The following is a 23,048-nucleotide window of genomic DNA, read 5'->3' on the forward strand; positions in this document are numbered from 1 at the left end:
ATCCATGTAGTTTTTACGCGTTTTACATTAAGAATAAATTAAAGGAATAACATGCTGTTTGACTTAAAAAAATTTAAATTACTTTGTATGTTGTTGATTGTAATAATTTTTCCTATCTTGGCTGGCTCTTATGTACCTACTGAAATTAAATCTGTAAGTTATGCGCTTAGCTTAAGTATGAAAACGATACTTGAGTTTTTCATGCCCTTTATTATTTTTAGTTTTGTTTTTTCTTGTCTGTCTAATTTGCAGAAGGGCGCTGTTTTTTTTGTCTGTTTATTAATTGCTTGTGTGTTTGTATCTAACTTTACAGCCTTAATGATTGGTTACTCGTCAGGCTATATAGGCCTTAACCTTTTTCATTTTACAGCGCCCGCCACAACGAACGTGGTACAATTATTACCGGCTTGGCAATTTCATTTAAAAAAACTCATTCCTAATGATGTCGCTTTGCTTATTGGTTTTCTCTTTGGCATCTTCTTTTCTTTACGGCCAACGACCTGGTCTAAGACCATGGCAAGTGTATTAAATACAATGGCTAATAATTTTTTAAAGAAAGGCTTTATTCCTTTATTACCGGTATTTATTTTAGGCTTTTTATTTAAACTCGAGTATGAGCAGGTGTTGCATACCTCTTTAAGTTTATACGGCCCTATTTTAATTTTAATTATTGCGACTCAATGGCTTTATCTAGGCAGTTGGTATTTTATAGCAAGCCAATGCAATTTTAAAAAATTTATCTTTTATTTAAAGAATATACTACCCGCTACTTTAACTGGATTAAGTACTATTTCTAGTGCAGTAGCTATGCCTGTTCTCTTGGTGTCAACTGAGAAAAATTTAAATAATGCTGAAAAAGCAAAGATGTTGGTGCCAGCAATTATTAATATTCACACGGTTGGCAGCGCAATTGGCATTCCAATTCTTGCCTTAGCAACGTTATTGACTTTTAATCTTCCACTGCCTTCGTTGCAAACATTTATTATGTTTGCTTTTTATACGGCATTAGCAAAATATGCCGTCGCTGCGGTACCTGGTGGTGTTATTATTGTTGTGGCGCCTATTTTAGAAGCCCATTTAGGATTTTCTAGCGATATGATTGGCTTAATCACTGCGATTTATTTAATCTGTGATCCCTTTGGAACGGCAGCAAACGTGACGGGCAACGGTGTATTTCCTCTTTTATTTACTAAAATTCATGAAAGATTTAACAATGTCTCATTGCCTTCAGTTATCGATACTCGCAAAACGTTGGCATTAAATAAAAATTAATGGATATTGGCCCGGCTTTAGCGATTGATAAACCGGTAAAGCCACGGTTATTGCAGTAGCTTAAATTAGAAGGTGAAGTAACTTTGATTATTAAGGAACATCATTATCAAGATTTAATTACCATCTTTAATGCTTGTTTTGCTAAAAGATATAATACCCAGCTAGTAAAGGGTGATAATGAGCCCTTATATTTGCCTGCTACTGCAAATCGTCCTTTTCACGCTATTTATTTTGCTTATGGTTTTTTTAGTAGTGCATTGCATGAATGTGCTCATTGGTTCATCGCTGGCAAAGCACGGCGTGGATTGGTAGATTATGGGTATTGGTATGTACCAGATGGACGTACGTATGAAGAACAGGCGCTTTTTCAACAGGTTGAGGTTAAACCGCAAGCATTAGAATGGATTCTTTCGACAGCAGCAGGCTATCGCTTTCAATTTAGCATCGATAATTTAAATGGCGCGCCTATTGATTTAGATGCATTTAAGCAAGCCGTCTATCAACAAGTATTGACTTATTGCCTGGAAGGATTACCTAAGCGTGCAAGCCAGTTTCGAGCTTGCTTATGCGATTTTTATCAAACACCTTTAGCATTGGATAGCCAACAATTTAACTTATAAACTAATAATCAGCTAATTTTGGGCTATATTTAGTATAGGATTTTACGTAGCGTCTTTAGGTTGTTTATTTTGGTGATCTTAAGAAAAGTAATCTGAAATTACTGGATCTCATTTAAAAGCTGTGTTAGGCTAATCATGTGGCTGTTTCCAACAGGCCGGCAATCTTAAGTTACTTCTTTATGATATTACTGCTAATAAATAGGCCAATACATTTGGTAACTAGCTTGGCAATGAAGCCTGTTGACGACAACTTTCCACGCCGATCTTCCTAATTAAATTATCTCGGAATCCCATTTCGTTTAAACAGACAACAATACATCAAGTGAGTAGTATGAATCTTAGAGAACTTAAGCAATTACCTATTGCCGATCTTGTTAACATAGCTCAGGAAATGGGAGTTGAAAATACTTCCAGCAAACGTAAACAAGATATTTTATTTGCTATTCTAAAAACACACGCTAGTAAAGGTGAGGATATTTTAGGTGGAGGTGTTTTAGAAGTATTACCTGATGGTTTTGGTTTTTTACGCTCTGAGGACGACTCGTACTTAGCAGGCCCTGATGACACCTATGTATCACCTAGTCAAATTCGCCGTTTTGGACTTAGGACGGGTGACACAGTCTATGGTAAAATTCGTCCGCCAAAAGATAATGAACGTTATTTTGCTTTGTTAAAGGTTGATCAAATTAATTTTGATGCGCCAGACAGCACCAAACGCAAAATTCTATTTGAAAATTTAACGCCACTGTTTGCTACAGAACGCTTAGTGATGGAGCAAGGTAATGGCAGTACAGAAGACTTAACAGCTCGTGTAGTGGATTTGTGCGCACCCTTTGGTCGAGGCCAACGCGGATTAATTGTTTCGCCACCGAAAGCTGGTAAAACATTAATGCTACAAAACTTAGCCCATTCAATTGAAAAAAGTTATCCTGATTGTCATTTAATTGTGCTTCTTATTGATGAACGTCCTGAAGAAGTAACGGAAATGCAACGCTCAGTAAAAGGTGAAGTGGTTGCTAGTACATTTGACGAGCCTGCTAATCGCCATGTGCAAGTTGCAGAAATGGTTATAGAAAAGGCAAAGCGTCTAGTTGAACACAAGCGTGATGTAGTCATTCTTTTAGATTCTATTACCCGGCTTGCCCGCGCTTACAATACAGTTATTCCTTCCTCAGGTAAGGTATTAACGGGTGGTGTTGATGCTAATGCCTTACAACGGCCAAAACGCCTTTATGGTGCAGCTCGTAATATCGAAGAAGGTGGTAGTTTAACAATCATTGCGACTGCCCTTGTCGATACTGGCTCTAAAATGGATGAAGTTATTTACGAAGAATTTAAAGGCACAGGTAATATGGAAATTCATCTAAGCCGAAGTATCGCTGAACGCCGAGTATTCCCCGCAATTAATATTAATCGCTCAGGTACACGCCGTGAAGATCTTTTACTTTCGCCTGAAGACCTGCAACGTACTTGGATTTTACGTAAAATACTTCAATCTATGGATGAGTGTGATGCGATTGAATTTTTACTTGAAAGAATGAAAAATCACAAAACAAATGTAGAGTTTTTCGACGCAATGAAGCGCCAAGAATAAAAAATATTAAAAATTAATAAGGCCCATTTTATTTTAGAAGTAAATCGACGTTAGCTAGCTTCGTTTTGTCTATATAAACATGGGTGCTCCCGAATGAAGCTTGTTCATCGTTTGAGCTGGTTTATTACTTCGCTCGCAAAGGCAAATGATTCTGTATTTTACCAGCGCGTATCTAAGCTTAGGAAAACTGTCATTACGATCCTTTTCTTCTTTGTCTAGAGGCCGCCATTTGCTTTAATCCCTTTGCTCCTCTTTGCGGACGGCATTATTGTTGCGTGGATAAATTAACGTAGCTCAGGCGCAGGCCCATAGGACCGTAACCTGGGTTTCACTTTATTTCATCCAGGCTACAAGGTCGTTTTGATCACTTATCCTATTCACGCAACAATGCCTATTGGCCAAGACGAGCGGTTCTGGCGCGTTTTTACTAAAGTCGAACTATCATTGGGCGCCTCTTAGTTCAATTCTTGCCCAACAGCTTGCTCAATCAACATACGTTTTAAAGGAGTAAGTTGGTTACATGCATTAAGCCCTAACTTGCGCAGTGCAATTATAGGCGGTAAAGGGTTTGCAAAGAGCGTTTTTAACCCACCCATTAAAGTAATGACTTGCCATACTGCGTGTTTACGTTGTCTTTGGTAGGAAGCCATCTTACTTTTAGAAAAATTTTTATTTGACGTTTTATCTAAACAGTTTAACCACGTAGTAACATCTGCTAAACCAACATTTAATCCTAATCCGGCCAACGGATGAATGGTATGCGCTGCATCCCCCATCAGTAACCAATTTTCTCCTACATATTGTTTAGCATGTCGCATAACCAGGGGAAATTGATGGCGCTCGCTTAGTAAATTGACTTGTCCTAATTTATAGGCAAAAGCTTCACTGAGCGCTTGCTCGAATTTATCTGGTGATAAAGACATTAAGTGATTAACATGGCTTGGGGTAGTTGACCAAACAATAGAGCAAGTCTCATTAGCTAAGGGTAAAAATGCCAATGGGCCATCACGGTTAAAGACTTGATACGCTGTTTTTTGGTGTTTTTTTTCAGTTTGTACAGTCGCAACTAACGCATGTTGATGATAGGGCCAGCTAGTGACAGGTACATTTAGCATGTTACGGATAGGAGAATTTCCACCATCGGTTACCAGCAATAAACGGGTGTTCCAGGTTTGTTGCTGGCTAGCAACAGTCAAGCCTTGTGTCATACGAGTGAGGTTTGTAATTCGGTGATTAGAAAATACAGTGACATTGTTTTCAGATGCTAAACATTCTAGAAGAGCGTTTTTGATCACAGCTTCTTCTATAATGGCTCCTAAATTGGTATTTGCAATTAGGCGCGCATCAAAATCAATACAAGCTTGCGTAGTTGCATCCCAAACATGCATATGTCGATAGGGTGAGATACGACTTTTATCAAGCCTATCCCAAGCCCCTAATTGTTTTAATAAACATTGTGAGGCATGGTTAACCGCATAGACACGTAGATCAGGGTTTTCTAGAGACTTTATTTTTAAGTCACTTGCATCAATGAGTGCAACATGAAAATCACGCCTTGCCATAGCTAATGCAGCAGTTAGGCCAACAATGCCTCCACCAGCAATAATGACTTCAAACTGATGCGCCTCCATTTTTCCCCCAAAATTATAAATCAATACCGCAAACTAAATCAGGAATAATGCCTGCAAAACCACGCGTATGATGGGTTAGAATTTTCTTTAAATGACCACTGTTGTCAAACAAAGACAAGCCTAGGCTGCGCAAAAAACCTAGCCCAGGTAATTTCGATGTAAATAATTCTACTAAACCATGAGTAAATTTAGAAATCACATATTGATCGTAATTACGCATGCTTTGATATTGAATAAGCATCTCACTGCTTAAGCCATATTGAACAATACATTGAGCTAATGTTGCTACATCACGCAAGCCTAAATTAAACCCTTGGCCAGCAACCGGATGCAGGGTATGAGCTGCGTTACCAATAAATACAAGCGGCCAGGCAATAGGTGTTGGCATGATAACTTGTTTTAAAGGGTAAATAACTTTTTGCCCTACTTGATTAAATTTACCTAGCTTATAGCCAAATACCATTTGCAACTGACTTAAAAATTCAGCATCGGCCAACGCATGAAGTCGATTTGCCTCTATAGGGCTTAGCGCCCAAACCAGTGCCATACGTTGCTTAGTCATGGGTAACATGGCTAAAGGGCCAAATTGCGTAAATCGTTCATAGGCACAATTACCATGTGGACGAGCTAAGCCAATATTCGCAACAAGCGCATGCTGGGCATAATCTTTAACATTAACCGCCTTATCTAAGCCAGCTAATTGGCGCACTTTGGAGTGAGCGCCATCGGCTGCGATAATGAGTTTTGCTTTGAGCGTTAATTTTTGCGTATTGTGCTGTATTGTTGCCAAGTTATTTTGTTTATCAAGTGCTATTAATTCTGCTGGTGCTAATATCTTTTTATGGTCCACTAATTGAGAAAAAGCCCGGTTAATATGTTGCATTTCAATCACATAGCCTAATGGCTGACCATTTGACCGTTGCAACGTTGCTTTACCAAAGCGGCCTTGCTCTGAGGCATAAATAGTGTAAATAGGGCTCGCTTCAGCCGCGAGTAGAGGCCAAATTTCTAACATTTGTAAGATACGCATGCTTGCAGGCGATAAGGCAAGTGTACGTGCATCAAAATTAGAATTAACTTTATCAGAAAGAGGAAAAGTCTCAATTAATAACGTATTAAGGCCTTTGCCCGTTAATGCTAAGTGCAGTGCTGTTCCGATCAGTCCACCGCCGACAATTAAAATATCTACTTGTTGTTCATTCACGCATTAAGGCCTCAATCTCTGCAATATCGACTGGCAGGGCGCCAGTTAAATTATAGTTCCCATCCTCGGTTACTAAAATATCATCTTCAATACGCACACCAATGTTCCACCATTTTTCATCTACGTTTGGAAGATTGGCACTAATATATAAACCAGGCTCAACCGTTAACACCATGCCTGGCTGTAATGTACGCCATTGATTATCGATTTTATATTGCCCGCTATCATGTACATCTAAGCCTAGCCAGTGCCCTGAATTATGCATATAGAATGGTTTATATGCGCCATTAGTGATTAACTCATCAACATCCCCAACCAATATACCTAATTCACACAAGCCGGTGGTTAAAACATGTACTATTGTTTCTTGAATAGTATTCCAAGCAGCGCCTGGTTTAACACATCGAATACCTGCTTTTTGGGCTTTTAAAACTAAGTTATAAATAGCGCGTTGTGGCTCACTAAATGTGCCATTGATTGGAAAAGTGCGAGTAATATCGGCAGCGTAATTTTCAAATTCACAGCCGGAATCAATTAAAACGAGCTCACCGCGTTTAAGCGGTTGGTTATTGTCTATATAATGTAAAATACAAGCATTCTCGCCACTGCCTACAATGGGAGTATAAGCAACATTCGGGCAGCCTTGTCGGCTAAATTCATAAATTAATTCTGCTTCTAACTCATACTCGTTCTCAAGAGACCGGCAAGCTCGCATGGCGCGTTTGTGTGCTGCTATTGAAATTTCAGCAGCCTTACGCATGACGGCTATTTCAGCCTCGCTTTTAAATAAGCGCATTTCACCAATTAATGGATCAATATCATATAACCCTTCTGGTGGCTTTATGCCACGCCTAACCTGCGATTTTAACTCTTTTATCGTTTGTAAAATTAATCTATCAAAAGCCATATTTCGGCCTATTTCATAATATAGAGCGGTTTTATTGGCTAATAACTCGGGCAATTGCGTTTTAAATGAATCAATAGGGAAGGCTTGCTTGACATTTAAATGTTGGCAAGCACCTTCTTGCCCTAAGCGCTTACCAGTCCATTGTTCTGCCTCAGGTTGACGTGGCTGATTAAATAGCAAGCTTTCGCCTTGGCTGCCTGCAAAAAGAATCAATACAGCATCTGGTTCATTAAAGCCAGTTAGGTAATAAAAGTTACTAGCTTGCCGAAAGCGATAATGACTATCACCATTACGAAAAGCCTCTTGACCTGATGCAACAATGGCAACGGAGCCTTCGGGCAATTGCTTTGCTAGTTGGCAGCGGCGCTGATGATATTCTTCTTGGGTAATCATGAAAAATCCTTGTTAGTGTTTAGCACTATCATTAGTATGCAGGGTATGCAAATCTGCACTTAAGCGCAAGACAGCCATGCGGGTATATTCACTTATTTCCATCAGTGCTTTTTCATCATCTTCATTGATACTTAAGGAGTCATAATCAAGTTGAGCAAATTCAACAATATGTTGCAAAGCCTCACGTGATTCGTCTTCTTCTAATAATTCATAATTTACACCAGATAAGGTAATACCTTGAGTAAAACCTTCACACCATTGGCTAAAGGCTTGTGCTCGGTCGATAAGGGGTGCGTTTTCAGCGGGTAATAATAATTGGAAGGTAAAATCAAAATTATTAATTTGTTGTTGAGTAATGACATAAGTATCAAAGATAGCAAGTGCTGCTGTTCTCGTAAGCTCATCTTTCTTGGCTTTTAATGTCAAGGCTTGCAAGTAAGTCTCGGCCTTGCTGGATGAACCAGCACATAAATAACCGCACATAACCCCATGTAACTCACTGCTTGATATGGGTAAAGATAAAATTGCTATTCTATCAGCAAAATCTTGGTAGCTAGGTAAACATTCAAGATTACTCTCAATGGGCATATTGATACTCACAAAATAAATAACTAATAATAGCTTAATTGTCGGAACAAGCCAAAATTGTTACTATTTAAAGAATAGCACTTACGTTAGTAAAACAACTCTGTTTGTTTCACTAAATTAATACCAATTAACTAAAGTACTTTTGACATACACAGCTTAAGGCAAAACTATTATGACAGCGTCAAAATCTTGTACAATCAAATTATTAAATAAAAATTATGACATTAAGTGTCCCGAACATGAAACCGCTAATTTACAGAAGGCTGCAGCGAAATTAAATGAGCAATTGCTGCAAAATAAAAAAAAATTCAAACAGCTTGATGATTTCCAAAACTTAGTTCTTGCTTCACTGCATATAAGCCATGAGCTTATCTCTTGCCAAAAACAGCAAGAACAGCAGCGCCATCAAGTAACCCAATTTATTAATTCGTTAGAGAATAAAATAAATCAAGTGGTGAATGGCAATCCATTCGCAGAGCCCCAAACGGAAGGTTAATTATAATAGAATTAATTCAATCAATAACCTTAGTCCGAAATACCGTGGCTTGACCCTGATTGTTCCCCACAAAATTACTCATAAAATGAGCCGAAGAGGTAGCCTGGGTGAAACAAAGTGAAACCCGGGTTTCGGCCCTGCGGACCTGCACCTAGACTACCTTTCGCGGCAAATATAACCATACCCTCTACGTACCGCGCTTTATGCGCGGTATCTAGAACGATGGCTTATCTTAAGCAGGACCATTTTGTGCTTAGATAAATGTTTTTGGATACCGCGCATAAAGCGCGGTACGTAGGGATAGGTTATATTTCTATAGATAAACAGTTAGTTATAGGCAATTTTGTGGGGAACAATCAGGGCTTGACCACGGTATCCATTTCTATCTCCATTTTTCTTAAATATTGTGGTTCACTTGATGGTGTTAAGTCATGGCACGTAAGCAAATCAATGAGATATCAATACGCCCTAGCCAGGTAATAATAAATCAGATTTTTTAAATAAAATTCTAAAGCCTAGGATTTGGAATCTGAATAGACCCACCTGTAACGTTAATATCTGCTTTCTTTTCATTTTTTTAACTGTAAATTTAATAGCCATGTCTCATATGGGCTGCTATACTCCAATTAACCGACAGTAGTAGATTTCTGAACCAACACGTATAGTTAGGGAAGCATTCTGTAGTTAGCGTTGTGCAAGCCCGCCCTGAAGCGGGAAGCCTGAACTAACTCATTCGCTGCCCACCTGAACCTCAGGGTTCAAATCTCATACTGTCGGTAACTGTTTTATCTAAAATCCTTCAACTGATCCTTATAAGCTAATAATTGATCGCGTACTTTAGCAGCCATTTCAAACTCCATGTTTTCTGCATGCGTATGCATTTGCTTTTCTAGCTGTTTTATTTGTTTTGCCAACTGCTCTGTTGTCATTGTTTTATAAATTGGCTGAGATTCTGCTACTTGATTTTTGCGTTTACCACTGCTGTAAGCGCCTTCCATGATATCTTGTACTGCTTTATTAATAGTTTGTGGCGTAATGCCATGCTCGTGATTAAAGGCAATTTGTTTATTACGGCGCCTTTCTGTTTCATCTAAAGCGCGTTGAATTGAACCAGTTATTTTATCCGCGTATAAAATAGCTCGCCCTTTAATATTACGAGCAGCGCGGCCTATAGTTTGGATTAAAGAGCGATCAGAGCGTAAAAAGCCTTCTTTATCGGCATCTAAAATGGCAACTAAAGCAACTTCTGGCATGTCTAGACCTTCACGTAATAAGTTAATGCCTACGACCACATCAAATTCGCCTAAGCGTAAATCACGAATAATTTCTACGCGCTCAACCGTATCAATATCAGCATGTAAATAGCGAACTTTTATACCATGTTCGCCTAGGTAATCCGTTAAATCTTCTGCCATGCGCTTGGTTAAGGTTGTTACTAAAACCCGATGATTTTGACTAGTTACTAATCGTATTTCCGATAACAAGTCATCCACTTGATTTTTTACCGGCCGTATGATTACGTCCGGATCCACTAAACCTGTAGGTCTTACAACTTGCTCTGCAACATTATCGGCATGTTGTAACTCATAAGGCCCAGGTGTTGCTGAAACATAAATTGTTTGGGGTGAACGGTCTTCAAATTCTTCAAAACGCAAAGGTCGATTGTCTAAGGCAGATGGCAGGCGAAAGCCGTAATTGACTAAGGTTTCTTTACGAGAGCGATCACCACGATACATGCCACCAATTTGCGGTACGGTGACATGCGATTCATCGATAATTAATAACGCTTCAGGCGGTAGGTAATCAAAGAGAGTCGGCGGTGCTTCGCCTTGTTGTCGTCCAGAGAGGTAGCGTGAATAGTTTTCTATGCCTGAGCAATAGCCTAGCTCTAGCATCATTTCAATATCAAAGCAGGTACGCTGTTGTAGACGTTGGGCTTCTACTAATTTATTTTGTGCAGTAAATTGGTTCACACAATCACGTAATTCCGTTTTAACTAACTCAACGGTTTGTAATAGTTTTTCACGTGGTGTTACGTAATGGGTTTTAGGGAATACCGTAACTCGTGGCAAGCGGTGTATGACTTCCCCAGTTAAGGGATCAAAGCTCGCTAAATTTTCTACATAGTCATCAAATAATTCAATGCGAATGGCTTCTTTTTCAGAATCAGCAGGAAAAACATCAATGACATCGCCATGAACCCGAAATTGCCCTCGTTCTAAAAATTGTAGATTGCGGGTATATTGCATTTCAGCGAGTCTTTGTAAAATTTTACGCTGGTTACATTGTTCTCCACGCGATAGATGTAATAACATACGCAAATATGAATCAGGATCGCCCAAGCCGTAAATAGCAGATACAGTCGCGACAACAATGGCATCTTTACGTTCAATAAGGGCTTTCGTTGCTGATAAACGCATTTGTTCAATGTGCTCATTAATAGAGGCATCTTTTTCAATGAACATGTCAGAGGAGGGAACATACGCTTCGGGCTGATAATAATCGTAATACGAAACAAAGTATTCGACAGCGTTATCGGGGAAAAAGGACTTAAATTCACCATATAGCTGGGCAGCTAGGGTTTTATTAGGTGCCATAATCAACGTAGGTCTTTTCATTGCCTGGATAACATGTGCAATGGTATAAGTTTTGCCGGAACCAGTTACTCCTAAGAGAATCTGTCGAGCTAAACCTGATTCTAAGCCATCAATTAATGAAGCAATTGCTGTAGGCTGATCGCCTGCTGGTTTATAATTTGAATAAATTTTAAATACTTTTTTCATTTCAACTCTAACCTAATTTGATTTGAAATTGCATGAATCAATTGTAAATAGGAGCTTTAATATGTACATTGCACTAGCTAATCGCGTGCAGCAAGTAAAACCCTCTCCCACCTTAGCTGTAGCAGCAAAAGCTACTCAAATGCAAGCTCAAGGGCTTGATATTATTAATTTAGGGACTGGTGAACCTGATTTTGATACACCCGAACATATAAAAGCAGCTGCTGTTGCCGCTATCGCCGCAGGCTATACCAAATACACCGCAGTTGATGGTATTCCTGAATTAAAACAAGCTATCCGTGATAAATTTAAGCGTGACAATGATTTTGATTATCAACTCAATCAAATTCTTGTTTCCGTGGGCGGTAAGCAAAGTGTATATAACCTTTGTCAAGCTCTCATTAATGAGGGTGATGAAGTTATTATTCCCGCTCCTTATTGGGTTTCTTACCCAGATATCGTTTTGCTAGCTGCAGGCGTACCGGTTATTATACCTTCTACTCCCGCAAATCACTATAAGATAAGCCCTGAACAACTTGACCAAGCGATTACCCCTAAAACCAAGCTATTGTTCCTAAACAGCCCTTCTAACCCATCTGGCGTAGCTTATAGTATAGCTGAATTGCAAGCACTTGCTGAGGTATTGAAAAAGCATCCGCACGTCCTCATTGCTACTGATGATATGTATGAACATATTATCTGGTCAAAGCCCTTTGCCAACATCTTAAATGCTTGTCCTGAACTTTATGAGCGAACAATTGTACTTAATGGTGTTTCTAAAGCGTATGCAATGACAGGTTGGCGTATTGGTTATGCTGCAGGCCCAGCATTACTCATCAATGCCATGAAAACAGTACAATCACAATCAACGTCTAATCCTTGTTCTATTGCACAACGCGCCGCAGTGGCTGCTTTAAATAGTGGACAGGAGACGGTACAAGAAATGGTTAAAGCATTTAAACAACGTCACGACTATGTTGTCGATCGCCTCTCTAATATTCCTGGCATTGAAGTAATCCCTGCCGATGGTACATTCTATATTTTTCCTAGTGTGCAACAGATTATTGAAAAACGAGGCTTTGCAAATGACATCGAATTTGCCGAAAAACTCTTACAAGAAGATGGCGTAGCACTCGTACCTGGCTCAGCATTCGGTAACGAAGGATGCATCCGCTTATCCTTCGCCACTAGCCAAGAAAATTTACAAAAAGCAATGGATCGCTTACAGCATTTCTGCCAGCAATAAAAAAAAAGTAAAATTAACCATAATTCACTTGACCCATAAGCGGAATCGATTTAAGATTCCGCCTCATTCCCCGGTAGCTCAGTCGGTAGAGCGGATGACTGTTAATCATTAGGTCGGCGGTTCGAGCCCGTCCCGGGGAGCCATATCTCATATGGCTTCTATGAAAATACCTTCAAGTTTTAAATTTTACGTGTCGAATATGTGTCGAAGTTTGATGGATCTTTCTAAGAAAACTTTTCTCGACAGTATTCTTTTATGGCCTCAAATAAGCTAACAGATATATCATCGTAAGCGCTCCAGGAACCTTATCTTTTAGTATTTTTATCCTCCGCAGAAGTGTATTTAAAAAGATATATCTGTATAATTTGTCCCAATATAAATAATGATTAAATATTGCACTGGAGTTTAGTAATGCACAATATAGCTTGGCTTGAGTCTCTAGCCACAAAAACTGATTATGATATTGACATCAATGAGATTTTAAAAAATCAATCTTTAGATGTACAAAATGCATATTATTCTAATAATCAAACCGTTCTTAAAGCATTGCTAGGTGATGAGGAAAGGCTTGCTAATAAGAATACTATTTTTCATTGTTAAAGATGCTTTGTTTATTTTATGAAAAAATCATCACTAACGGTGGTAGGTACTGGTATTAAATTTTTATCTCAAATGACATTAGAAGCAAAAGTATATATTGAAAAGTCGGATAAGGTATTATATTTAGTAAATGATCCTGCGCTTAAGCAATGGATTAATCAAGCTAATAAAAACAGTGAGTCCCTTGATGATCTATATTTCAAACATCCTCAAAGACTAGATTCTTACACGGCTATCACTGACTATATACTTTCTCATTTGATTGATTCAAAACACATTTGCGTAGCATTATATGGGCATCCGACTGTATTTGCTAAGCCTGCATTAGATGCAGTCCTAATTGCTATCGCGCAAGGATATGATGCAAAAATACTGCCTGGTATTTCTGCAGAAGATTGTTTATTTGCAGATTTATTAATTGACCCTGGAACATGTGGGTGTCAGTCATTTGAAGCAACGGATTTTCTTTTACATCGCCGAAAATTTGACCCTAATAGCCATCTTATTTTGTGGCAGCCTGATGTAATAGGAATTCAAGATCACGAGAAGCCTAAAGATACTGTAGGGTTACATCACTTACGCGCATATCTCACAGAATTTTATCCTTCCTATCACGATGTTATTGTCTATGAGGCTGCACAATATCCAGGACTTAAGCCAAATGTATTGACAATACCATTACAGCAATTACCCGATGCTATTCTTTCATCTACCTGTACATTGTATATAAAACCAGCTGGCAAAACTGAGTGCGATTATGAATTTGTAAGAAGATTAAATATAACTCTGTAAGAAATAAAAAATACTAAGGAAAGTCATGATTAAATTATTCAAATCAGTAGGACAAACCTATTATTCTAATTACCGAGGTGTTCCAAGCGCATGCTGGATAGATATTTTTTTTAATTTATTAAATGCAATGTCAGTTGGTGTTTGTTTTTTTCTATCGTTATATTTTGTAGATGAATTGCATTTTAATATGATAATAGTTGGATTACTTATGTCTAGCTATGGAATAGGGACAGTAGTTGGTGGAATTGTATCTGGTAAATCATGTGATAGATACTTACCAAGAAAATTAACCATACTCAGTTTGATTTTACAATGCGTCGCTTTCTTTTCTCTCGCTTGGTTTCATACCTTTGAGTGGTTAATTACAATATTATTTATATTAGGATTTTCAAATTATAGTTTTAAAACAGCAAATAATGTATCGATGTTGAGTCATTGTTATGAAGAGAAACGAATACGTCTTAAAGCAATTAATATTTCACATGCAGCTTCAAATTTAGGATTAGGTATTTCAGGAATTGTTGTGGGCTTGATGGCCTCATATGGCTATACAAGTATTTTTTATTTGGCAAGTTCAATATTAATTTTTTCAGCAATTTATCTGATTTTCTTTCATAAATCATTCATGCAATCACCAAAAGATGGCTCTCAGGGAAAATTTCAAAATGGTTTGAATTCAAACATTCCAAAAAAAAAAATTTTAGCCTTAGCATTACTAGCGACTTTTTTTGTGGGAATGATTATTGCTCAACTGGGCTCCACTTATCCTGTATATGTAAAAGATGCCTTCCCTGATCTAGCTACAAAAGCAGTAAGTATTTTATTTATCTTAGATACCATCATCATTGTTTTATTTCAGACGCCACTATCAAATTACTATGGTCATTTTAATACTGTTTTGATTATGGGTTTAGGCGCATTTTTAATGGGCTTAGGGATGTTTATTTTAACCCTTTCGTCAACCTTTGCATTGGCCATGATATCCTGCTTCATTTGGACGACAGGAGAAATGTTGTTTATTCCAACAGTACAGTTATTGTGTTATGAAAATGGCAACAAATTAAAAAAAGGGCAGAGTATGGGAATGTTCCAGTCAACCTATGCAATTAGTACGGTTGTTGGTCCAACAATTGGCGGATTCATGTATGTCAAAATTGGAAGTAACTCAATGTGGTATTTAAGTCTCATTATCGGCGTGGTGTGTTTAATTTTCTGTATATCTCTCTCAAGAGATACAAACAAATCCGTCCTTGTATTGCGATAGACAGAAAGGCGAGTGATCAACTCACCTCCCTGAGACTATTTTCGATTAATGCTCACGCATCCACGCAAGAATGGTGCGTCACTTGAAAATTCCGCGCCCGGCTTTTTGTATTTTTTAGGAATAGACGTAAATCGTTTGTCTATTTTAATAATCTCATCTGTCATGCGGACAACGCCATATCTATCTGGCTTGCAGTGATAATAGGTAAATTCAACATGCTTTGCGATTTCTCCTAAAATCGTGTCGCTGCATTTAGCCTTATCTTTTGATAATTCCTCAGAAAAAATACGCATAATATTTTCTAGTTCACGCAGCTCCAGAAGCATATTAGTTACTTCGCGAGATTTAGGTGAAAAAATATGTGTAGAAGGATTTTGCAGCGAGTAGTATATTGGCAATTTATCTTTTTCAAATATGAAATGAGAGGGCCGCATGACTGTAGGAAAATATTTCTTCAAACCATAGGACCCTGTATAAGCATTTTGAATATCTCCTAAAGGAAGAGCGTCTTCATTTAGCGCAGGAACAAAGCCAGGGGCTGCGCCAATTGCAGTTGCAAAAAGATGTCTTGCGGTATCAGCCAAATAAGGATTTGGTTTTAAATTTCTCTTTTTTTGAATCATGGAGAATGTCATATCGTAATAGACGCGGTTTCTTTCATATTCATAATGCTTCCATGCAAGTTCATGTAAATAATTTTTTAACGTTATCCATGAACTTTCGGCGTGTAATTTTGTTACCCATTTTTCAGAAAAATACATAACGCAACAGCGCCAATTAGATTTTGCCGTAATTTCCTTAAATATATGCCAATGATCATAAAGTGATTTAGGCGTAGAACTTTTTATATTTAAATCTCGTTGAAGAGTAGAGTGATGACTTGTTGAGCCAATATTAGGCAACATAAAGACAGAGCGCGCGCCTGCTGTAGAAGATAAAATACCATTTGGTGCATATGTACGATGATATTTGATACTAAGGATTGCAGAAAAAGGAAAAAACATGCCTGGTGTATAAACAAGCCAAGGTATCGTAATTCCTTCCTTTTTAAGATCAATGAAGAGTTCTAATTGCTTGTCAAGTACCATGCCGAGTGGTGCATTGTTTATACTATAGCTAAGATTTTTATATATATCTTTAGGGACATCACTATCTGTTAATCGATAAAAACTACCATCTTGTTTAGGAAAGAGCGAACTTTGTGTATCAGCTTCTATAGCTCCATAAGGATAGTAAGCTAAATAGATTGGAAATGATTTATCGGGAGATAAATTATCAACATGTTTTGTAAACAACGGTTCAATTTTTGCAACACGGTCACGTACATCATCCCAGCAAACTTTAACTAAACCTTGTATATCATCTATATCCATCATTATCCTATCCTGCAAACTATTTACACAATTTTTTTATCATATAAAAAATACATAAATATTTTAATATATATAAAGTCGCGAAGATTATCTTCTACTATCTAATGTTAATCAATGATGTAATGCACCTTCTTTAATGAACCAGAATACATTTGTAAATAATTAGGAGTATGAGATATGGAAAGGGATTTACCTAAACCAGAAAAAAAGAACTAAGATTGATTTTAACATTATCGCGGAAAGTAAAGCATGAATTAAAAATATTAGCTGCTGTTGATAATAAATCAACTGGAAATACCAACCAGCCTATTTTTTAATTTTTTTAGGATAAGTAATATGAAAGAAAATAAAAAATATAGTTCCCACCATTCTGAATTTATTTCAACTAATCATAAAAAAAATTCAAAAAAAACTAAAAAGGTTAAGAAACATGTTCCCAAATTTTTAAAATGGCTTAAAAAGCGTATAGAGTCTGGAAATAGAAAATTCGCTCTAGATTCACAGGAGCTAATAATTACTAAGCCATCCCATGCTAATCCAAATATTCTTTTTATTTTACCTGAAGTTTTGGAACAATATGATAATTATTCAGGAATATCTGCTAAGTTAATGCAATTAGAGCTTAAGAAAAAGTTGATGATAACCTTTGATTACACTATTGTCAGAAATAAAAGCATTATTGAGGTTTTTCCCATTAATTTTTTGGATTTGAATTCTGTTTAACGTAACTTAATAAGTCACTCTGATGCAGTTGTATACTTTCATAACAAAGATACTTGTCAATTATAGCAACGGCCATCTACAACATTATTTTTGTGCAGCATTCATAAATGTTCCCTTTTAATTTAGATTTGATTTGATGTTATTTTATCACGCTCTGCGTCACTGCAATTTATATGCAGTGACGCAGGATTTCTCAACTAATCTAGTTAGATAACACCTATCCAAAATGGCCTCTGTCCTAACGCACCAAATAAGATAGGACAAAAAATCCCTACCAAACCTCTTGCACCAAGATCTTCACTTTGTTAATTTTCTAAATGAAGTATGACTGATGAGCCGGTGGAAATCCGGTGAAACGCTTAAGCGTCTTATACTAAAACCATGCTTATTCCCTAACTTCATGGTTGGACGTTTAGTCGGGAAGCCTTAAAGGAACTCTGTCGTTCGATAGAGCTAATTCATTGTTCACTATGAAATGGATGGCGGATAAAGCACTTTCGTTTTATCTAATCTTTTTACTTACATTAATGAGGAAATCACAGAAAAGAAAATTATCTATGGCCATATCGTTTGCCTTATAACGATTGCTTTGCCCCCTACTTCGAGCTTTACGGCTATGCCAAGTTTCACTAGCGAAGTGAGCTGCTCGACCAACACTAAACAGCGCTCAGGGCAAACACTATTGATAAAGTCCTTTTGCAGGTGAACTATGCGTACCCAGTCATTGAGACAATTCGCTAATCAACAAATTAAATTAGATAGACAAGGTAAATACCTTTATCGCAAGCATCGTGCTTATGTCATTCATAAAATGATTGATGATTTATTTGCTATTCGGCAAGTACCACCTTCTTGGCAAGCTCTAAACACGCAACAGATTACCGAACTAGTTTCTTATTGGAAAAAGCGCAAGATTAATCCGGTTACAATCATGCGCTATATGACCATCATTCGTCGTTTCTTGACCATGTGCGAGTCTCCTGTTGGCAATATTGATAACAAAGCGCTTAACTTAATACGTCCTATTAAACGCAAAAAGCGCAAGTTAATTGTTAAAGCAGATATTTGGCAATCAATTACCGATCCATACGCTCGAATCATTATGGCGTTGCAAGTAGAATTTGGTTTAACCTTTCGTGAAGCCATTACTCTAAAACCTGCCATTCATATACAAGATAATCAACTCTGGATTACTAGAGACATTGCTTTTAATTCCAGAGATCGAACCATCCCTATTCGAACAATAACTCAACGTTCCCTGTTAAATTTTTTTAACCAGTTACTTGGCAGACTTGATAATCTTATAAACATCATTCCTTATGAAGAAATCCGCTTAAGATGGCGTAGTGCTTTAGCCAAACATCGCCTATCCAGCGCTAAAAGCTGGCGTTATTTGTATGCGCAGCAAATGTATACAAGCTTGCTGACTGAGTATGGTAACTATAAAACTTACTTGTTGCTACAAGATGAGATGGGAATAAAATCGCGTAACACGTTATGGTTGTATCTTAAAGATGTAAAATTGGCTGGGACAACTGGGACACTTGGGACAGCGCATTAGTACTGGATTCACGCTGTCCCAAATTGTCCCAAGCGTTAAAATTTATGGGACAATTTTAATGACCAATTTACTCACCACCCTAGATTTTATCAGTGAATTTATAGACTCTTGGTGTACCTACCCCTCTAATCCTAGGTTTATGAGTAGGTAATCCATCAGGCGATAATCTTAACCAGCCTTCATTTAGCAATACCTGAATAACCATTTTAGGGTCAAAGCCAAGGCATAACTCTTTTTTAAAGACTTCCGTCAAAACCATATAAACACGATACCCTTCATCGTCAGTTGCATAAAATCCTGCTCGATTATGCAAATGCTCATTATTTGGCGTTCTAACATTATCAAAGCGACTAGCACCGTGGGATTCAAAAAAAGATCTGACTTGCGCGAGTATGGCCCTATCTTCTCGGTTACCTTCTCTGCCAAACGCATCTAACCAAGCTCTAAAGCAGACTTGGACCGCATAGAATGATTGCCCTTCTTCCCAGCCTGTCAGTCCATATTGAGTTGCTAATTCACCTGCAACAGCAACGAGCGCAAAACGCCGAGCTACTCTCATAATTTGGCCAGTTGAGCCAGGCATAGCAACACTGCTAGTAAATTCCGCTAATTTATTTGTTATGGTACTTGCAATCGTTTGCCGATTAGCTACTACTTTTCTTAACCATTCCATACCAACAGCACCATAGTACTGGCTAGCATACTCTTTTAAAGACAAAGCCATGGTAACAGGGCTAAGCTGATTATGAATACATTCGTAAATACCCATATGAAAGCCAGCGTCTGCCTCAATATCCGCTAATCGAATTTCCTGCCCGACATTCGTTCGCTGCCCAATTCTTGCCATCAAAGACATGAGCGATTCTTCACCAGCAGAAAGAAAAAGCAATGTCCATTGAGAAACGGGTTTGGCCATTCCTTGACGATTAGCGCGTGTTTTTCCTTGACCATTAGCAAGCAAATAAGTAGCTTCTCCTGCTTCTCTAGGATCCATCTGACTGAGCTCATCTAAAATTAGTAGCCCATCATATGTAGTGCAGCTAACCCCTCAAGCCCATTTGCTGTACTTCGCCATAAGCGACAATAAGCTTGCGGATTACCCCAAACTGAAGCAGCCACTTTTAAAACCGTACTTTTGCCGCAAGATGAAGCACCTCTAAAATGAAAGCCGCCAGAATCTTCACCAGCAATCGTTGCTAAGGTTGGTGCAAAGGCAGTGCTAATAGCAAAAACTAGTCGTGAATTTCTAGCAGATAACGCACCGATAGAATCTCGCCAATCTTCAACAGTACCTGATACTGACAGTGCCGACTCAATTGCATTATTATTTTGAAAAACAATTCTTTCTGACGAATTACCTATTGTTTGTGATGCAGTGATAAACGTTTCACCATACCAGCCTAGTTTATCTACACAGCGCGCTCTTGCTTCAACAGGACACACTTGTAAATAGATAGCCAGTAAATCTCGCGCAATTTTACTCGGTGAAATAGATAAGCCAAGGTTAGCTAGCTCGCGTCTCACTTCAGAAGAATCACCTTGCAGTAGCGATATTGGCATGGCCCATTGGTGTATCACACCGTCGTCATCTTGCCATTCCAATTGCCATTCCAATAAGCGGCCCCAATCACCACTTTTAGCATCTCGGGTTTTAGCAATGACATAAAGAGGTGAACAAATCCAGCGTGGTGCCATTGGGTTACCATCTTTATCTTTGCCAAGAAAAGAAATGCCTTTCTCTGTTAACTTAAAACAACCACCTGCATATTCATAAATGACAGGGAAATTACCCGCTTTATTTTTGATATTAATAATTTGATTTTGAGTCATGACGCTTTCTCCAAACAGCGTTCAGGAAAGGCTTAAGTTCTGTAATAGAAATCATTCCTTTCTTGAACCGAAATCTATGTTGATTGAACTTATTCGTTGACTAAGGATAGGCTTCGCCCTTCATCACTAGTTGAACAATAGACTCGTTGCTGCTCTAGAAATGCTAAAACATCACTTTTGCGATATAAAACCTTGCGACCAATTTTAAGATAAGGAATACCGGTGCCTGCCCAACGATTTCGTTCTAAAAGTTGAGTAGAACAACTTAAAACAGCCGCTAACGTTGTTGATTAAACAGGGCAGAACGTGGTGCAGACTCAAATTCATTTAAGAGTTGTAAACGTGATACTTTTTGATTCATAGAAAACCTCAGCAATTGATTATTCATTCAGCTTAATGCCGACGGTATTGCATCCTACTTTACGAATATCAGTTGACTGTCCGGCCGGGTTCCCTTGCGGGAAAAAGTCGGTGATAATTCTTTTTCCATTACTTTTATAGAACCGTTAACCTATAAAAGTTTAAAGCTCGAAGTGAGTATTGCGTGAAACTTAAAAGCTCGTCAAGCACTTTCATGACGGTGATAACAAATGGACTTATTTGATAATGAAAATTTTTTTATTGATGTAAATTGTCCCATTTGTCCCAATTGATATTTCTTAAAATGGGACAGCTTTTAGCCTGTGGTTATGCGAGTGTACCGCTTGTCCCTTTTGTCCCACATAAATATAAAAACTTAGACTGAAACTTTAACATTCAATTTTAATTCCTTGATTTCACTTCGTTGCACTCAAGATACATCGTGTCCCATAGTGATTTTTTTGATGTATGAGGTTCTTAGCCTAATACACATGCGACTGTCTCAGGTGTACCAGTTGTTCCAGAGAGTTAGCAATACGTGACGGTATCAGGCTAAATAGATTTATTAAGACAATCGTAATTATGTTTTGGTCTATAATGCCTATACTGAAACAAACGCATAGAAGCGGAAAGTATTTAGAAGGAGCAATGGAATGAGCGCAGACGATCAGAATATTGAAATTTGCTGTTCAGAGTGTGAACAAACTAACGTGATGAATAAAAATGATCATTTTGAATGCCAAAGTTGTCATGAAATATTTAGTGGAATATATCAATGTGAGTATTGTGGACACTATTATTCTGCTGATCAAGAAATAGAGGGAACGTATTTCCGAGGCTGCTGCCAATGCGATGGGAAAGACTTGTCAAAGGATTAAAGGAACCATTGTAGCCTGGGTTCAGGCCGGAAAGGCCGCAACCTCGGTTTCGCTTCATTTCACTGCAGGCTACATTTGCTGTTTAGGCGTTGTCCATATTAATTCACTTATTACAGATTCGCCTAGATACGAGCACTATACTTAAAGAGCATATTTTCTTTTACAGTCGAAAATAACTTGGGAGAGCAATGAAGCTAGAAGTTATTACATGTAAATCTTTAAAGCTCTGTCTTGAAGAGCTTGAACCATTTATTTTGAATGGCCGACATCTTGAAACGGGTCGTGAATTAAAAAAATTTGGGAACCTTAGATCAAGGGAGCTTCTTGGCTGTTGGTTATTAGCGGCAGTTTTAAATCACGAAGCTATGTCCGAGGATATAAAAATTTGCACAGACCCTACTGGTTCAGATGGAATTTTATATAACACAAAGACGCAAATAGCTTGTCGCTTGGAGCAGGTTATGGCTACGCAGCACAGCCGAAGTGATAAAAATACAGAAGAGTTGATTTTAGAACTAATCCATAAAAAGCAAAATAAAGGCGACAAGGCCTATGCTGCTGGAAAAACACTCATGGTCTTCTTGAATAGAAGAGGAGATAGTTGGTGCCCTAATCGTTTGGCTAGTAAATTACCAAAAATAGATTTCAACTCAGTTTGGGTGGTCGGATTACAAGAAGTTGTAAATGATTCATATTGCTACAATCTAACTCAGTTAATATCTGGCATATCTCCTATCTGGAAAATTAAAATTCAAAAAGCATTTGATGATTGGATAATTGATAAGATTCAATAGCAAGAAAATAAATTATTTACGAATTAACACTCAAAACAATCAATTAAATAACCTCTGTTGAATTAAGCTCCAACTTGCAAAATTTGTACATCTCATTCTTCGACACATCTTGATAAACTCTAACAGGCACATTTGGAGCTAG

General features: G+C 37.9%; 18 protein-coding genes, 1 tRNA gene, 1 other RNA gene and 2 pseudogenes. 14 read left to right on the top strand and 8 right to left on the bottom strand.

What is annotated here, in order from left to right:
- Positions 1–51 precede the first annotated feature (51 nt).
- From DYE47_RS00090 to rho, 3 genes are all read left to right on the top strand, one after another.
- The gene (locus DYE47_RS00090; protein WP_115301321.1) at positions 52–1,272 is read left to right on the top strand and encodes a cation:dicarboxylate symporter family transporter; all 1,221 of its coding nucleotides are present in this window, start codon (positions 52–54) and stop codon (positions 1,270–1,272) included.
- 83 nt (positions 1,273–1,355) lie between these two features.
- Positions 1,356–1,892 (top strand): elongation factor P hydroxylase, encoded by a 537-nt coding sequence (locus DYE47_RS00095; RefSeq protein ID WP_115301322.1) that lies wholly within the window; start codon positions 1,356–1,358, stop codon positions 1,890–1,892.
- 331 nt (positions 1,893–2,223) lie between these two features.
- Positions 2,224–3,486 (top strand): transcription termination factor Rho, encoded by a 1,263-nt coding sequence (gene rho, locus DYE47_RS00100; protein WP_115301323.1) that lies wholly within the window; start codon positions 2,224–2,226, stop codon positions 3,484–3,486.
- A 455-nt stretch (positions 3,487–3,941) separates the two neighbouring features.
- Here the strand turns inward: rho and DYE47_RS00105 are convergent, their stop codons facing one another.
- From DYE47_RS00105 to DYE47_RS00120, 4 genes are read right to left on the bottom strand one after another with little or no spacing between them, the layout of a single operon-like run.
- Complete coding sequence (locus tag DYE47_RS00105) at positions 3,942–5,117, bottom strand: FAD-dependent monooxygenase (RefSeq protein ID WP_115301324.1); 1,176 nt, start codon at positions 5,115–5,117, stop codon at positions 3,942–3,944.
- Positions 5,118–5,130: 13 nt separating this feature from the next.
- Positions 5,131–6,321: an FAD-dependent monooxygenase gene (locus DYE47_RS00110; protein ID WP_115301325.1), complete on the bottom strand. Its 1,191-nt coding sequence runs from the start codon at positions 6,319–6,321 to the stop codon at positions 5,131–5,133.
- Positions 6,314–7,621, bottom strand: coding sequence for a Xaa-Pro aminopeptidase (pepP, locus tag DYE47_RS00115; protein WP_115301326.1), 1,308 nt, complete (start codon positions 7,619–7,621; stop codon positions 6,314–6,316). Before pepP ends, DYE47_RS00110 begins: the two co-directional genes overlap by 8 nt.
- A gap of 12 nt (positions 7,622–7,633) precedes the next feature.
- A complete protein-coding gene (locus DYE47_RS00120) occupies positions 7,634–8,209 on the bottom strand; it encodes a UPF0149 family protein (protein WP_115301327.1) in 576 nt (191 codons plus the stop codon).
- Between the two features lie 172 nt (positions 8,210–8,381).
- Here DYE47_RS00120 and DYE47_RS00125 point away from each other — a divergent pair, with 172 nt between their 5' ends.
- Complete coding sequence (locus DYE47_RS00125) at positions 8,382–8,705, top strand: cell division protein ZapA (RefSeq protein WP_115301328.1); 324 nt, start codon at positions 8,382–8,384, stop codon at positions 8,703–8,705.
- A gap of 624 nt (positions 8,706–9,329) precedes the next feature.
- Positions 9,330–9,489: non-coding RNA, 6S RNA (ssrS, locus tag DYE47_RS00130), on the top strand.
- A gap of 1 nt (position 9,490) precedes the next feature.
- On the opposite strand, the gene uvrB is transcribed toward ssrS, so the two are convergent.
- Positions 9,491–11,488 (bottom strand): excinuclease ABC subunit UvrB, encoded by a 1,998-nt coding sequence (uvrB, locus tag DYE47_RS00135; RefSeq protein ID WP_115301329.1) that lies wholly within the window; start codon positions 11,486–11,488, stop codon positions 9,491–9,493.
- Between the two features lie 61 nt (positions 11,489–11,549).
- Here uvrB and DYE47_RS00140 point away from each other — a divergent pair, with 61 nt between their 5' ends.
- The 5 genes from DYE47_RS00140 (at position 11,550) to DYE47_RS00160 (ending at position 15,387) form a co-directional block, all read left to right on the top strand.
- On the top strand, positions 11,550–12,731 hold the full coding sequence (locus DYE47_RS00140) for a pyridoxal phosphate-dependent aminotransferase (protein ID WP_115301330.1): 1,182 nt from the start codon (positions 11,550–11,552) through the stop codon (positions 12,729–12,731).
- A 67-nt stretch (positions 12,732–12,798) separates the two neighbouring features.
- A tRNA-Asn gene (locus DYE47_RS00145) sits at positions 12,799–12,874 on the top strand.
- 268 nt (positions 12,875–13,142) lie between these two features.
- Positions 13,143–13,331: a hypothetical protein gene (locus tag DYE47_RS00150; protein WP_115301331.1), complete on the top strand. Its 189-nt coding sequence runs from the start codon at positions 13,143–13,145 to the stop codon at positions 13,329–13,331.
- Between the two features lie 18 nt (positions 13,332–13,349).
- Positions 13,350–14,123 (top strand): SAM-dependent methyltransferase, encoded by a 774-nt coding sequence (locus DYE47_RS00155; RefSeq protein WP_115301332.1) that lies wholly within the window; start codon positions 13,350–13,352, stop codon positions 14,121–14,123.
- 25 nt (positions 14,124–14,148) lie between these two features.
- The gene (locus DYE47_RS00160; RefSeq protein ID WP_115301333.1) at positions 14,149–15,387 is read left to right on the top strand and encodes an MFS transporter; all 1,239 of its coding nucleotides are present in this window, start codon (positions 14,149–14,151) and stop codon (positions 15,385–15,387) included.
- Between the two features lie 35 nt (positions 15,388–15,422).
- Here DYE47_RS00160 and DYE47_RS00165 read toward each other — a convergent pair whose 3' ends face one another.
- Positions 15,423–16,763 carry a hypothetical protein gene (locus DYE47_RS00165; RefSeq protein ID WP_115301334.1) on the bottom strand — a complete coding sequence of 447 codons (1,341 nt, stop codon included), beginning with the start codon at positions 16,761–16,763 and terminating at the stop codon, positions 15,423–15,425.
- A 333-nt stretch (positions 16,764–17,096) separates the two neighbouring features.
- Here DYE47_RS00165 and DYE47_RS00170 point away from each other — a divergent pair, with 333 nt between their 5' ends.
- Together DYE47_RS00170 and DYE47_RS00175 are read left to right on the top strand one after the other, a co-directional pair.
- Positions 17,097–17,483: a hypothetical protein gene (locus tag DYE47_RS00170; RefSeq protein WP_115301335.1), complete on the top strand. Its 387-nt coding sequence runs from the start codon at positions 17,097–17,099 to the stop codon at positions 17,481–17,483.
- Between the two features lie 709 nt (positions 17,484–18,192).
- Positions 18,193–19,044, top strand: coding sequence for an integrase (locus tag DYE47_RS00175; RefSeq protein WP_115301336.1), 852 nt, complete (start codon positions 18,193–18,195; stop codon positions 19,042–19,044).
- Between the two features lie 79 nt (positions 19,045–19,123).
- Here the strand turns inward: DYE47_RS00175 and DYE47_RS00180 are convergent.
- Positions 19,124–20,874, bottom strand: a pseudogene (locus tag DYE47_RS00180) (DUF927 domain-containing protein).
- 89 nt (positions 20,875–20,963) lie between these two features.
- Positions 20,964–21,235: pseudogene (locus DYE47_RS16315) on the bottom strand (helix-turn-helix domain-containing protein).
- 652 nt (positions 21,236–21,887) lie between these two features.
- Here DYE47_RS16315 and DYE47_RS15915 point away from each other — a divergent pair.
- On the top strand, positions 21,888–22,112 hold the full coding sequence (locus tag DYE47_RS15915; RefSeq protein ID WP_131750078.1) for a hypothetical protein: 225 nt from the start codon (positions 21,888–21,890) through the stop codon (positions 22,110–22,112).
- A gap of 188 nt (positions 22,113–22,300) precedes the next feature.
- On the top strand, positions 22,301–22,906 hold the full coding sequence (locus tag DYE47_RS00190) for a hypothetical protein (protein ID WP_115301337.1): 606 nt from the start codon (positions 22,301–22,303) through the stop codon (positions 22,904–22,906).
- The last annotated feature ends 142 nt before the right edge of the window (positions 22,907–23,048 follow it).

It is taken from the genome of Legionella beliardensis, from assembly GCF_900452395.1.
GTDB classification, from domain to species: Bacteria; Pseudomonadota; Gammaproteobacteria; order Legionellales; family Legionellaceae; genus Legionella_C; species Legionella_C beliardensis.